Genomic DNA, 13,560 nt, shown 5'->3' on the forward strand with positions numbered 1-13,560 from the left:
ATGTTTTGCCGATTCAGGGCCGTTGGCTCATACCCTGTTGAAATCGAAGCCGGCTTTCTGTCCGGTGCCGTAGAGCTTCAGCGCCCCTTTTTCGCCCACCGCGTTGGGGCGGTTGAAGATCCAGTTTTGCCAGGCCGACAGACGCCCGAAGATGCGCGTGACCATGTTTTCCTGGCTGGAAAAACGCAGGTTCGCTTCCAGACCCGTGAGCGCATCGGGCGACATGGCGGCGCGCTCTTCCATGGCGATGCGGATCTCGTCTTCCCAGTCGATATCGTCAAGCGCGGCGGTGACCAGTCCAAGCTGTTGCGCGGCATCGCCGTTGAGCGGCTTGCCCACCGCTGCGCGAGCGGCTTCCAGAGGCCCGGACTCCTCATAGAAGCGACGCTGCAGACGGCTTTGATCGTTGACCAGCGGCAGCAGGCCGAAGTTGAAGGCATCGAGCTCGATGACGGGCTCGCGCTCGGGCTCGTCGGGCAGCACCAGCATGTAGGCGCGGTCGGCGCAGAAGACCAGCTCGGCCAGCATGCCGACAAAGCAGGAGCCGGGCTCGATCAAGGCGAACAGCGAGCGCGATGACACATCGAGGCGTGCAAAGGTACGGCGCAGCAGGCCTGTGGTTTGCTGCACCAGCCAGTGATCCTTGTGCGCAATCAAAGACTGGTCCGCCGCCAGCACGGCGCGCGCATCGCCCTCGGTCTTGAGAATCCAGGTGCCCACATCGAGCTCGTTGGTGCGCAGATGCAGTATGGCGTCGTCGAGCTCGCGGCCCATGGCCAGCGGCCACCAGGCAGCACCTGCGTTTTCAATGGCTTCAAGGCTGCCGGGCTGTTCACCCTTGGGGGCCTTGACCGTGATGGTGGCGCTGCGCTTGCTGCGATCGATCTGCACGCTGACGTGGCGATAGTGCAGGCCGTCCGGGCTTTGCTCGCGCTGCAGCCTGGCGAGCTGTATGCCTTTGGCGGAAGCCGGGCGCGGGCTGCTCTCGCCCAGGGCCGTGGCACGTTGTTGCACCACTTCGGCAAATTGTGCGGGCTTGGCAATCGCGTCCACCAGCCGCCAGTCCACGGCGCGCTGGCCGCGCACGCCTTCCACGCTGGTGCAGAAGATGTCGGCCAGGTCGTGACGCACATGGCGCTTGTCGGTCACGCGCGTCAGCCCGCCCGTGCCGGGCAGCACGCCCAGCAGCGGAACCTCGGGCAGTGACACGGAAGAAGAGCGGTCGTCGATCAGCACGATGTCATCGCAGGCCAGAGCCAGCTCGTAGCCGCCGCCTGCGCAGGCACCGTTGACAGCGGCGACGAACTTGAGCCCATCGTGTCTGGAGCTGTCCTCCATGCCGTTGCGTGTCTCGTTGGTGAACTTGCAGAAGTTCACCTTCCAGGCGTGGGACGAGACACCGAGCATGAAGATATTCGCACCTGAGCAGAAGATGCGTTCCTTGCCGCTGGTCACGATCACGGAGCGCACCTGCGGGTGCTCAAAACGGATGCGGTTGAGGGCGTCGTGCAGCTCCACATCCACGCCCAGGTCATAGCTGTTGAGCTTGAGCTTGTAGCCGGGGCGTATGCCTGCGTCCTCGGCGATGTCCAGCTTGAGCCGGGCGATATTGCCATTCACTTCAAACGACCAGTGCTGGTACTGGCTGGGCTCTGTGCGGTAATCGACGTTGGTTTGCTGCTGCATGCTCGGCTCCTGCTGAGATGAAAGATAGTGCAGTTACTGACTCGGTGTTGGCACAATTATGCAGATTCATCGAAAAAAAGCACGTTGATTTAGGCACTATGTTGCATGTTTCGCTGAAACCAAGGGAAATCCTTAGGTGCTCACAGTTCGCAGAACGGCGCCGGATTTGAAGTGTTTTGGCGGCTATTCCCTTGCTAGGAAAGGGCGAGTAGCTAGCAATTACTGAGCAAATGATCCGGATGGCTTTGATTCGCAAACCCAGCACTGGCGCGGGGTGATGAGCTGCTTGCAAAATGGATCCACCATGCTGACCTTTGCAGATATCCAAGCCGCCGCTGCGCGCCTGAATGGCGCCGTCCTTCAAACCCCTTTTGTGGAATCACGCACGCTCTCGCAGATCACGGGGGCGCAGGTCTATCTCAAGTTCGAGAACCTGCAGTTCACTGCATCCTTCAAGGAGCGTGGCGCGCTGAACAAGCTGCTCATGCTCAGCGATGCCGAGCGCGCACGCGGCGTGGTCGCCATGAGTGCGGGCAACCATGCCCAGGGCGTGGCCTATCACGCGCAACGTCTGGGTCTGCGTGCCGTCATCGTCATGCCGCGCTTCACTCCCGGTGTGAAGGTGGAGCGCACACGCGGCTTCGGCGCCGAGGTGGTGCTGCATGGCGACACATTGGCCGAGGCGCGAGCCCATGCCTACCAGCTGGCGCAGGAGCAGCAGCTGACCTTTGTCCATCCCTATGACGATGAAGCGATAGCTGCGGGCCAGGGCACGCTGGCGCTGGAAATCCTGCAGGCACAGCCAGATCTGGATGCGCTGGTCATTGCCATTGGCGGCGGCGGTCTGATTGCGGGCATTGCCACGGCAGCCAAGGCCATCAAGCCCGAGATGGAGATCGTGGGCGTGCAGACGCAGCGCTTTCCCTCCATGGTCAATGCGCTGCGGCACACAGATCTTCCCATGGGGACTTCGACGATCGCCGAGGGCATTGCGGTGACCCAGCCAGGCATCATCACCCAGGAGGTGGTGCAGCGCTGCGTGGACGATTTGTTGCTGGTGGACGAAGGAGATATAGAGCAGGCCGTGCTCATGCTGCTGGAGATCGAGAAAACCTTGGTCGAAGGCGCAGGGGCGGCGGGCCTGGCGGCCTTGCTGCGCTATCCCGCTCGCTTCAAGGGCCGGAAAATAGGTCTGGTGCTGTCGGGCGGCAATATCGACCCCATGCTGCTGGCTGCCATCATCGAGCGCGGCATGGTGCGCTCCGGTCGTCTGGCGCGTGTGCGTGTCAGCGCGCGCGACGTACCCGGCGTGCTGGCCCAGATCACAGCCACGGTGGCCGGAGCCGGCGCGAATATCGAGGAAGTCCATCACCAGCGTGCCTTCACCATGCTGGCCGCGCAGAATGTGGAGATCGAGTTCGTGCTGCAGACACGCGGCCACGCCCATGTGAGCGAGGTGCTGGAGCAACTGCGCCGCGCAGGCATGGAGGCGGCCCTGGTGTGAGGCTTGAGCCTGCAGGCCTTGCTCAGGCCTGCAGAGGCGTGATTTTCTTGATCAGCGGGGTCACCAGGTCCATGGGCAAGGGGAACACCACCGTGGTGTTTCTGTCCGCGCCGATCACGGTCAGCGTCTCCAGGTAGCGCAGCAAGATGGCCTGAGGCTCCTGCGCCAGAACTTTCGCTGCCTGAGACAGTTTTTCCGAAGCCTGCAATTCGCCTTCGGCGTGAATCACCTTGGCGCGGCGTTCGCGTTCGGCCTCGGCCTGACGTGCGATCGCCCGGATCATGGATTCGGTCAGATCGACCTGCTTGATCTCCACGTTCGAGACCTTGATGCCCCAGGTGTCGGTTTGCGCATCCAGCGCCTGCTGGATGTCCAGGTTCAGCGATTCGCGCTCTGCCAGCATTTCGTCGAGCTGATGCTTGCCCAATACGGAGCGCAGCATGGTTTGCGCGAGCTGACTGGTGGCCTCCAGATAATTGACCACCTGGATCACCGCCTTTTCCGCATCCACCACGCGCAGATAGATCACGGCATTGACCTTGACCGAGACGTTGTCGCGCGAGATCACATCCTGCGCGGGGACCTCCAGGACCACGGTGCGCAGATCGACCCGTACCACCTGCTGGATGGCGGGAATGATGAAGATCAGTCCCGGCCCCTTGACCTTCCAGAAGCGCCCCAGCGTGAAGACCACGCCGCGCTCATACTCGCGAAAAATCCGGATCGACGCCGTCCCCAGGCCAATCACCAGCATCAGCAGGATCAGCCAGAACAGGAAAGAAGCGCTAACCATAGAAGCCATCCTTTCAGCGAGGGACTTCGGCGCTGCGATCTGACGTTGGACGGTGCACATCGATTTCGCAATCGGCGCCGGGTCGTCCGCAAGCCCAGCATATGCTGTTGCACTCCGAGTGTGAACTTGCCTGCGCATGGTCGACATCGAAGAAGTGCTGTTCGCCATTGGCGGACATGGGATGCGGGTCTGAGCGCAAAAGGTGGCTATGGCTTTCCCTGAGCCATGTCGCCAGGGCTGTGCCTAGAATGGCCGCAGAGCTTGCTTGTTTCACCGCCTGCTTTCAGGAGGAGCATTGATCACATGTCAGATGATTCCGCAGTGAACCACGAGGCACAGGACGCGGCCGAAGCCGTTGTGCCCTATATTCCCATCATCATTCCCGCCGCTGGCGCCGTGATGATGTTCCTGCTGGCCTTTATTGCCGTGAACATGGCCTAGGCATTCCAACCTTCTCGAGCCCAACCCCGCGACGCGGGGTTTTTTTACGTCTGTGCAGGTTATGAATGAATGCGGCATGCATATATTGATGCGCAAAATGCATAGATATTGCCGGTGATTTGCTGACAAATTCAAGGCCCCTACCTAAAATCGATCTCCCGCTGCTATTCAAAACAAGGTTGTTTTGACTATTTCAGACGGATTTCAGGCGCCAACAAGCGCTAGGGAAAGCAAGCGAGACACCTTCAAAAGCCTTTTTTCAAAGACGCAGCCGAGGATGCTTCTTTGAAAAACTGGTTTTTTAATTGAAGGACTTCCCCCATGAACGCCGCTGTGCAAAGCCTGAACATCCAGGCTCCCGACTACGTCAAGAACCCCAAGCTCATTGCCTGGGTCGCCGAAATGGCCGCGCTGTGCAAGCCTGCCCAGATCCATTGGTGCGACGGCTCGCAAGCCGAATATGACGCGCTGTGCCAGCAACTGGTGGATGCCGGCACCTTCAAGCCCCTGGCCAAGCGCCCTGGCTCCTTCCTGGCCTGGACCGATCCTTCGGACGTGGCTCGCGTGGAAGACCGCACCTATATCTGCTCCGCCAAGAAGGAAGACGCAGGCCCCACCAACAACTGGATGGAACCTGCGGAAATGCGCGCCACGCTGAACCCGCTGTTCGACGGCTGCATGGCTGGCCGCACCATGTACGTGGTGCCTTTCTCCATGGGCCCGCTGGGTTCGCCCATCGCCCACGTGGGTATCGAGCTGTCCGACAGCCCCTATGTGGCCGTCAACATGAAGATCATGACCCGCATGGGCAAGGCCGTGTATGACGTGATCGGCACCAGCGGCGAGTTCGTGCCCTGCGTGCACACCATCGGCGCACCTCTGGCCGCAGGTCAGAAGGACGAGACCACCTGGCCTTGCAGCAAGACCAAGTACATCGTTCACTATCCCGAAACCCGCGAGATCTGGTCTTACGGCTCGGGCTACGGCGGCAATGCGCTGCTGGGCAAGAAGTGCTTTGCGCTGCGTATCGCCTCCACCATGGGCCGTGACCAGGGCTGGCTGGCTGAGCACATGCTGATCCTGGGCGTTACCAACCCCGAAGGCAAGAAGTACCACGTGGCTGCGGCCTTCCCCTCGGCCTGCGGCAAGACCAATTTCTCCATGCTGGTGCCGCCCAAGGCCTTCGACGGCTGGAAAGTCACGACCATCGGTGACGACATCGCCTGGATCAAGCCCCAGGCCGACGGCTCGCTGCGCGCCATCAACCCCGAAGCCGGTTACTTCGGTGTGGCTCCCGGCACCAATATGCTGACCAACCCGAACTGCATGTTGAGCCTGGACAAGAACGTGATCTTCACCAATGTGGCCCTGACCGATGACGGCGACGTGTGGTGGGAAGGCATGGAAAAGGACCAGGGCAAGCTGCCCGATCACCTGATCGACTGGCAAGGCAAGGACTGGACGCCCCAGATCGCCAAGGAAACCGGCGCCAAGGCCGCCCACCCCAATGCCCGCTTCACCGTGGCTGCAACCAACAACCCTGCGCTGGACGAAGCCTGGGACGATCCCGCCGGCGTGAAGATCGATGCCATGATCTTCGGCGGCCGCCGCTCGACCACCGTGCCTCTGGTGACCGAAGCCCGTGACTGGACCGAGGGCGTGTACATGGCTGCGACCATGGGCTCCGAGACCACGGCCGCCGCCTTTGGCGCGCAAGGCGTGGTGCGCCGCGACCCCTTCGCCATGCTGCCTTTTGCCGGCTACAACATGAGCGACTATTTCCAGCACTGGCTGGATCTGGGCGCCAAGATCGAAGGCCAGGGCGCAACCCTGCCCAAGATCTTCACCACCAACTGGTTCCGCAAGAATGCCGAAGGCAAGTTCGTCTGGCCCGGCTACGGTGAAAACATGCGCGTTCTGAAGTGGATGATCGACCGTCTGGAAGGCCAGGTCCAAGGCCAGGAAACCGCCTTCGGCATTGCTCCCCAGTACGCCGAAATCAACTGGACTGGTCTGGACTTCGACGCTGCCCAGTTCGACAGCGTGACCAATATCGACAAGGCGGCCTGGGCCGAGGAAATGAAGCTGCACGGCGAGCATTTCGACAAGCTGGCCTACAACCTGCCCAAGGCCATGCTGGATACCAAAGCCAAGCTCGAAGAGCGCCTGTCCGCCTAAGCCCTTGACGGAATAAAAAAGCCCTGCAGGCCGTTGGCCGCAGGGCTTTTTCTTTTTGAGCCGTTGTTTTGATAGCTGTTGGCGCTTGCCGGACAAAGGGTAGACGCTTATTTCATGATGCGCCGAGAGGGCATGAAAAAAGCCGCGGCCTTGTGGGCAGCGGCTTTTTTCGAGAAGCGGTCTGAGCGCTCAGCGGCTCTGGCGATCCATGGCACGGGCCAGATCGGCCATCAGGCGGGCATCTTGCAGCGCGGCGTTCCAGACGCGTTCATCGGCAGCAGCTTGCTGGCGGCTCTTGACCCAGGCGCGGTAGCCGGTGCGCACCAGATTGATGGCACGGCGTGCGGGAGTGGAGAAGAGGGCAATGCTGGCAAAAGCCATGGCCCACAGAACCATCCAGGCAGCCATCATATGACCGTCGCTCCAGGTTTCGGTGGCCTGGAAGACGCCGGCGGCCAGGGCGGCCAGCACTACAGCCAGCACCATCCAGTACGACCTGGACTGGGATTGTGCCTCGTGCTCGGCGGCAATGGCGGCCATGCGTTCATCGCTGGCTTGATAGATACGCACCACACCAGGGTGCTCGACACAGTAGGAGTTGTAAATAAAGTTGCTCATGGCAGTTAACCCTTTGACCCACGCTTTTGGCGAATTGCCCGGGGAATAGGTGTAACTATAGGGATTACCCTAGGTGTGTTCAAATTTATATTTTGAATCTGTAGCATTCACAGCAGTGATGTATTGGGCGATGCCATGTCTTTGAACTTTCGTTCTCTGGATCTCAATCTGCTGCGCGTCTTCGACGAGGTCATGTCCGAGCGCAGTCTCACGCGTGCGGCGCACAAGCTCAGCATCACCCAGCCGGCGGTCAGCAATGCCATGCGCCGGCTGCGTGAGGTCCTGGGCGACGAGCTGCTGGTGCGCCAGGGACAGGGTGTGGAGCCCACGCCGCGTGCCCAGGCCCTGTGGCCGGTGATACGCGAGGCCTTGCAGCATCTGGAGGGTGCACTCGCACCCGATGAGTTCGATCCCGAGACGGCCGCCACCACGTTCGTGATCGCCATGGCCGATGCCACGGCTGCCACGCTGATTCCGCCGCTGTACCCGATTCTGGCGCGCGAGGCACCGGGCCTGGGCATACGCCTGCTGCCGCTGACCACGCGCGATCCAAGGCCCTTGCTCGATGATGGCGAGGCCGATATGGCCGTGGGCTATTTCCCCGCCGTACTGGCCGATCTGACGGCGCGTGCCCAGGCTGGCGGTCTAGTGGCGTTTGACAGCCGCCGTCTGTATGAGGGCGAGTACCTGTGCGTGATGCGCAAAGGCCATCCGCTGGCGCATGTTCCGCTGACGCTGGACAACTATTGCGCGGCACGCCATATGCTGGTCAGCTTTTCGGGCCGCTCCTTCGGCTTCATCGACGAGGCCCTGGCCTCGCTGGGGCGTTCGCGTGAAGTGGTGCTCACCGTCAACCAGTTCTTCACTGCGGCGCGCGTGGTGCTCAACTCCGATCTGCTGACCATCTTGCCGCGCCATTTTGTGCCCGTGACCGGCATGAGCGACCAGCTGGAGCTGCGCGATCTGCCCTTCGATGTCACGCCCGTGCATGTGGATGCACTGTGGCGTCGGCGCGGCCCGCACCCGCAGGCCTATGACTGGCTGCTGAAAACGCTGACGCGCTCGGCCGAGATCACCTTTGCCAACGGTTCGGCCCAGGTCACTCACCATGGTTGACTAAACTAGCCACATGAAGATCCAGCTGCTGTCCGACCTGCACCTCGAAGTCCACCCCCAATTCGTGGCCCAGCCTGCCGCGGGCGCCGATGTGCTGGTGCTGGCCGGCGACATCGGCTCCTACCAGAGCAGCACCCAGGTCGACGGCGAAAACTTCGGGCTGGAGCGTTTCTCGCCGCTGCCGCAATACGCCAACTGGCCCACACCCGTGCTGTTCGTGCCCGGCAATCACGAATACGACATGCAGGACTTCGACGAGGCAAGGCTGCGCCTGCAGCGTGTGTGCGACAGGCTGGGCCTGATCTGGCTCGATCGTGAAACCGTGGTCATGGACGGGGTGCGCTTCATCGGCACCACGCTGTGGAGCGACTTCGACGCCATGGCCATGCATGAAGGCGTGAGCGATGCCACGCGCTTGCACAAGCTGCGCGAGAAGGCCTTTCGCGCCGCCAATTTCTATCTGCAAAAGACCGGCGGCAGGCGCCAGGGCGAGCCGTTTCTGGCCGCGCCCATGCGCGAGGAAAGCCTGCTCTGCCAGGACTGGCTGCGCGCCGCGCTGCAGCAGCCTTTTGACGGACCCACGGTGGCCGTGACCCACTTTGCGCCCAGCCTGCGCAGTGCCGATCCGCGCTACGGCCTGGTACCTGGTACGGCCGGTTTCTGCAATGTGATGGACGACTTTCTGCCCCATGCCCAGCTCTGGCTGCACGGCCATCTGCATTGCGCCAGCGACTACATCGCGTGCGGCCAGCGCGACGACGGCAGCGAATGGCAATGCCGTGTGGTGGCCAATCCCCTGGGCTATGCCCGCAAGGGAGAGCAGGATGACTTTCTGCCGGCATCGACAATTGACTTGAGCCAAGTCAAGATGCTGACTGTCCCCAGCCCTTAGGCTTGAGACATCAACAAGGAGAAATTGGTATGAAGATCTTGCTCGCCGTGGACGGCAGTGCCTATACCCAGAAAATGCTGGCCTATCTGACCTCGCATCAGGAGATGCTGGGCACGGGCCATGAGTACACCATCATCACCGTGCAGCCGCTGCTGCCGCCTCGTGCACGCGCTGCGCTGGGCAAGGAAGTGGTGGAGCAGTACTACGACGAAGAATCCGCCAAGATCCTGCAGCCCGTGCTGGAGTTCCTGAAGGGGCGTGGCGTCGAGGCGCAAAGCATCGCCAAGGTCGGCCCCATTGCCGACACCATCATCCATGCCGCCCAGGACGGCAAGTTCGACCTGATCGCCATGGGCACGCACGGCCATGGCGCGCTGGGCCGTCTGGTCATGGGCTCGGTCAGCTCTCAGGTGCTGGCGGGCTGCACCATCCCCGTGCTGCTGATTCGCTGATTTTCATAGCTGCTTGCGCTTGATCTGCATACACATCAGGCATAAAACAGCGTCAAATCAAGTATAGATGAGCGTCCACAGCTACAAAAACCAAAGTACCTCCGTTTGACATCAAGCTCTCAAGGCCGCGCTGCAAAGCACGGCCTTTTTTCTTGTCTGCATCAAACTGCTTGCAGCACTTGGCGGGCCTTGCCCAGCAAGGCCTGGCTGACACGGGCCAGCACGCGTGACTCCAGATTCCAGCAATGCCAGAACAGCGCGATGGACAGCGCATGGCCTGTTGCCACGTCGATCAGCTCACCGGCATCCAGCGCGGGCTGCACCAGCAGTTGCGGCAGCACGCCCACGCCCCATCCGGCACGCACGGCGCGCACCTGAGCTTCGCAGCTGGGCAGCAGAATCTGATGCTGCAGCGACACATTGCGCAGACCCAGGCAACGCGCCACAAATTCGGCCTGCATATCGTCCTTGCGGTTGAAGGACAGATAGGGCAGCTGGTTGAAGTTCTTGCGCGTCAGCCCCTGGGGCAGTCTTTGCTGCGCAAACTCGCGCGAGGCCACGGCCACGTAGCGCATGGCGCCCAGAGGCTGCACCGTGCAGCCGCGCAGGGCCTGACTCAGCGTGGTGACGCAGCCCATGACCTGGCCCGAGCGCAGCAGCTCCTGCGTGAAGTCCTGATCGTCGACCACCACCTCCAGCGGCAGGCCGCTCTTCACCAGCTCGTCCAGAGCCGTCATGGCCCAGGTGGCAATGCTGTCGGCATTGATGGCGATGGAGACGATTTCTCCGGCCAGACTCTGCCCGGTTTGCGGTGCCAGCTCCTGCAACTCATGAGCGAGATCGGCGCGCAGCAGGCGCAACTGCTTGGCATGCTTGAGCAGCAGCCGCCCGGCGCTGGTGGGCTTGACGGGACGCGTGCGCTCCACCAGTACCGAGCCCACCTGTGCCTCCAGTGCACGCAGGCGCTGGGACACGGCCGACTGGGTGATGTGCAGCTTTTGCGCCGCGCGCTCGAAGCCGCCTTCTTCCACGATGGCGGCCAGGCATTCCAGTGCAACAGGGTCCCAGGAGCTCATGGCAACTTCATTAGCATTTCTGATGAAACTGCTGAAAATTTAATGCTGCTTTTGTTTGGCCGCAAGAGTGCAGACACTGGCCGCATGAACATCATCGTCCTGGGCGCCGGCATCATCGGCATCAGCACCGCCTGGCATCTGCGCGAGCGCGGTCACCAAGTCACCGTGGTGGACCGCCAGAGCGGTCCGGCCCTGGAGACCAGCTATGCCAATGGCGGCCAGATATCGGTCAGTTACTGCGAGCCCTGGGCGAATCGCCAGGCGCCCTTGAAGGCGCTCAAATGGATGTTCGACAAAGAGGCTCCTCTGCTGCTGCGGCCCCAGGCCGACAGCGCGCAATGGCGCTGGTGCCTGCAGTTCCTGGCCCAGTGCAACGACCGTGCCTTTGCGCGCAATGTGCAGCAGATCGTGGCGCTGGGCGCCTACAGTCATGTGGCGCTCAAGGACATGGTCCAGAAGACCGGTATCGAGTTCGAGCGGCTGGAGCGCGGCATTGCCCATTTCTACAGCAGCCCGCAGGCGTTTGCCGAGGCCGCCGAAGGCGTGGAGCTGATGCGGCAATACGGCGTGCAGCGTCGTCTGGTCAGCCGCGACGAGCTGCTGGCCATCGAGCCAGCATTCACGCCCTATGCGGCGCAGATTGCGGGCGGCACCTTCACCGCCACCGATGAGTCCGGTGATGCGCGTCTGTTCACCGAAAAGCTGGCCGGTCTCTGTGCCCAGGCCGGTGTGCAATTCCTCTACGGCCACGACATCCTGAGTCTGCAGCCGGCGCGTCGGGGCAAGCCTGCCCAGGTGCAGATTCGCGACGGTAGCGATGGCGCCCCACGCATGCTGAGTGCGGATGCCGTGGTGGTCGCCTGCGGCTCCTACACGCCGCTGCTGCTCAGGCCTCTGGGCGTGCATGTGCCTATCTATCCGGGCAAGGGCTATAGCGCCACCTTGCCGCTGCTGCGGCCTGAAAAAGCCCCCATGGTCTCCACCATCGACGACAGCCGCAAGGTCGCCATGAGCCGTTTGGGCAACCGCCTGCGCGTGGCCGGCACCATAGAGCTGGGTGGCTTCGATCTGAGTCTGGACACGCCCACGGCCAGGGCACGCTGCGAGATGCTGGTCAGGCGCGTGGAGGAGCTGATGCCCGGCGTCTGCGACACGCGCCTGCCCGAGCAGGGCGGCGATCCGCAGTTCTGGTGCGGTCTGCGGCCCGCCACGCCCAGCAATATTCCCTGCATCGGTGCAACCCAGGCTGCAGGCATCTGGGTCAATGCCGGGCATGGCACCCTGGGCTGGACGCATGGAGCAGGCTCGGGCAAGGCCATGGCGGCGCTGATGAGCGGCGAGCGCCCGGCGCTGGATTTCCGGTTCTGGGATGAGCCGGCACCCGAGGTCGCACGCGGCGCGCGGATTGCGTCGGCCTGAGACAGGGCATAGGACTGCAGGACGAGTACGGGCTGGCTGACTCTTTTGCCCGGATTGACGGTATCGCTGCGTGGGGCTCTTACATACAATCACGCCAGCAACTCGTCCATGCCATGATCCAGCACGACATCACTCCTGCCCTTGAAACCTCACGTTCCTTCGCGCGCTCATTGCCCATGGCTTTGCTCAAGGCCCGCGAGGCGGTCATGGTGCGCTTTCGTCCCTCGCTGCGTGCACACGGCCTGACCGAGCAGCAATGGCGCGTGCTGCGCATCATGTGGGTGGCCGACAAGCGCCTGCGTCCCATGGAGCTGTCGCAGCTGACCTTCATCAGCATGCCCAGCCTCTCGCGCCTGCTCAAGACGCTGGAAGGACGTCTGCTCATCAAGCGCGGTCGCCATGTAGCCGATCTGCGGGGCTCCGAGTTCGCCCTCACGCCAGCAGGCCAGGAGATGGTGGCCCAGATCGTGCCGCATTTCGAAACCATCTACTCCGAGATCGAGGAGCAACTGGGCAGCGCCGAGAGCGAGCAACTGTTCCGCATCCTCGAGCATGTGGTGCAAAGCCTGGGTCTGCCCGGCGAAGACGAGCTGGGCCAGGACTGAGGCGTCGGCCACGGCACAATGCAGTGATGAGTGCTGCGATTGCCGTCATCGACTTTGAAACCACGGGCATGACGCCCGCCCAGGGTGCCAGGGCCACCGAGGTGGCCATCGTGCTGCTGGAGCAGGGCCGTGTGGTGGACCGTTTCCAGAGCCTGATGCAGACCGGGGCCTGGGTCTCGCCCTTCATCACCGAACTCACCGGCATCACCAATGCCATGCTGCGCACGGCGCCGCCCGCCGCCGAGGTGATGCGCGATGCGGCCCGCTTTGTGGGCGCTGCGCCCATGGTGGCCCACAACGCATCGTTCGACAGCAAGTTCTGGCAGGCCGAGCTGGCGCTGGCGGGCGAAGCCGCCCCCCAGCTGTTTGCCTGCACCGTGCTGCTGTCGCGCCGCATCTACCCGCAGGCGCCCAGTCACAGCCTGGGCAATCTGGCGCGCTACCTGCACCTGCCTTCCACGGGCCGCGCCCACCGGGCGCTGGCCGATGCCGAGATGGCGGCAGCCCTGCTGGCCCGCATGCAGCAGGATTTGTGCGAGCGCCATGCCTTGCCCTGGCCCGAGCACGAGCTGCTGATGCAGCTGCAACGCTGCAGCAAAGCCAAGGTCGGCGGCTGGCTGGCGCAGCAGGCCGGTCAAGGGCTGCTGGCAGCTCAGACCCAGGATTGATGAAGGTTTAGGCCTGCAGGCCTTTGCATTACTGCGCGATAAGCTATCAAAATTGATGATTCTGACCTTAAGCCCTTACGGATTGTGACCGGCAAGGTTCAAGTTGATAATT

Annotated in this window: 13 protein-coding genes; 9 read left to right on the forward strand and 4 right to left on the reverse strand. The window is 62.4% G+C overall.

All coding sequences use genetic code 11. The features are described from left to right. Positions 1-27: 27 nt before the first annotated feature. Entirely contained in the window at positions 28-1,686 is a 1,659-nt protein-coding gene (gene boxC / locus JAO85_RS09935) for a 2,3-epoxybenzoyl-CoA dihydrolase (protein ID WP_039049335.1), read from the reverse strand. A gap of 304 nt (positions 1,687-1,990) precedes the next feature. Here boxC and JAO85_RS09940 point away from each other — a divergent pair, with 304 nt between their 5' ends. Further along, positions 1,991-3,190, forward strand: a complete 1,200-nt coding sequence (locus JAO85_RS09940) for a threonine ammonia-lyase (protein WP_039049439.1) — start codon at positions 1,991-1,993, stop codon at positions 3,188-3,190. Positions 3,191-3,212: 22 nt separating this feature from the next. Here the strand turns inward: JAO85_RS09940 and JAO85_RS09945 are convergent, their stop codons facing one another. After that, positions 3,213-3,983, reverse strand: a complete 771-nt coding sequence (locus JAO85_RS09945; protein ID WP_003065227.1) for a slipin family protein — start codon at positions 3,981-3,983, stop codon at positions 3,213-3,215. A 303-nt stretch (positions 3,984-4,286) separates the two neighbouring features. Between JAO85_RS09945 and JAO85_RS09950 the strand changes: the two genes are divergently transcribed. Together JAO85_RS09950 and JAO85_RS09955 are read left to right on the forward strand one after the other, a co-directional pair. Then, positions 4,287-4,424, forward strand: coding sequence for a hypothetical protein (locus JAO85_RS09950; RefSeq protein ID WP_003059912.1), 138 nt, complete (start codon positions 4,287-4,289; stop codon positions 4,422-4,424). Positions 4,425-4,745: 321 nt separating this feature from the next. Then, positions 4,746-6,602 carry a phosphoenolpyruvate carboxykinase (GTP) gene (locus JAO85_RS09955; RefSeq protein ID WP_202787997.1) on the forward strand — a complete coding sequence of 619 codons (1,857 nt, stop codon included), beginning with the start codon at positions 4,746-4,748 and terminating at the stop codon, positions 6,600-6,602. Positions 6,603-6,791: 189 nt separating this feature from the next. Here JAO85_RS09955 and JAO85_RS09960 read toward each other — a convergent pair whose 3' ends face one another. Further along, entirely contained in the window at positions 6,792-7,220 is a 429-nt protein-coding gene (locus JAO85_RS09960) for a hypothetical protein (protein ID WP_003065220.1), read from the reverse strand. 135 nt (positions 7,221-7,355) lie between these two features. Here JAO85_RS09960 and JAO85_RS09965 point away from each other — a divergent pair, with 135 nt between their 5' ends. From JAO85_RS09965 to JAO85_RS09975, 3 genes are read left to right on the forward strand one after another with little or no spacing between them, the layout of a single operon-like run. Continuing rightward, positions 7,356-8,336, forward strand: coding sequence for a LysR family transcriptional regulator (locus JAO85_RS09965; protein WP_034351561.1), 981 nt, complete (start codon positions 7,356-7,358; stop codon positions 8,334-8,336). Positions 8,337-8,349: 13 nt separating this feature from the next. Continuing rightward, positions 8,350-9,228 carry a metallophosphoesterase gene (locus JAO85_RS09970; RefSeq protein ID WP_202787998.1) on the forward strand — a complete coding sequence of 293 codons (879 nt, stop codon included), beginning with the start codon at positions 8,350-8,352 and terminating at the stop codon, positions 9,226-9,228. 29 nt (positions 9,229-9,257) lie between these two features. Then, the gene (locus tag JAO85_RS09975) at positions 9,258-9,680 is read left to right on the forward strand and encodes a universal stress protein (RefSeq protein ID WP_003065214.1); all 423 of its coding nucleotides are present in this window, start codon (positions 9,258-9,260) and stop codon (positions 9,678-9,680) included. A 161-nt stretch (positions 9,681-9,841) separates the two neighbouring features. Here the strand turns inward: JAO85_RS09975 and JAO85_RS09980 are convergent, their stop codons facing one another. Then, complete coding sequence (locus tag JAO85_RS09980; RefSeq protein ID WP_202787999.1) at positions 9,842-10,756, reverse strand: LysR family transcriptional regulator ArgP; 915 nt, start codon at positions 10,754-10,756, stop codon at positions 9,842-9,844. Between the two features lie 42 nt (positions 10,757-10,798). Between JAO85_RS09980 and JAO85_RS09985 the strand changes: the two genes are divergently transcribed. The 3 genes from JAO85_RS09985 (at position 10,799) to JAO85_RS09995 (ending at position 13,448) form a co-directional block, all read left to right on the forward strand. Next, positions 10,799-12,175, forward strand: coding sequence for a D-amino acid dehydrogenase (locus JAO85_RS09985; protein ID WP_202788000.1), 1,377 nt, complete (start codon positions 10,799-10,801; stop codon positions 12,173-12,175). Positions 12,176-12,288: 113 nt separating this feature from the next. Continuing rightward, complete coding sequence (gene hpaR, locus JAO85_RS09990) at positions 12,289-12,780, forward strand: homoprotocatechuate degradation operon regulator HpaR (RefSeq protein WP_087866127.1); 492 nt, start codon at positions 12,289-12,291, stop codon at positions 12,778-12,780. Positions 12,781-12,806: 26 nt separating this feature from the next. Continuing rightward, on the forward strand, positions 12,807-13,448 hold the full coding sequence (locus JAO85_RS09995; protein ID WP_039049338.1) for a PolC-type DNA polymerase III: 642 nt from the start codon (positions 12,807-12,809) through the stop codon (positions 13,446-13,448). Positions 13,449-13,560 lie beyond the last annotated feature (112 nt).

Origin of the sequence: Comamonas sp. NyZ500, from assembly GCF_016772095.1 — a bacterium.
In the GTDB taxonomy this organism is placed as follows: domain Bacteria; phylum Pseudomonadota; class Gammaproteobacteria; order Burkholderiales; family Burkholderiaceae_C; genus Comamonas; species Comamonas thiooxydans.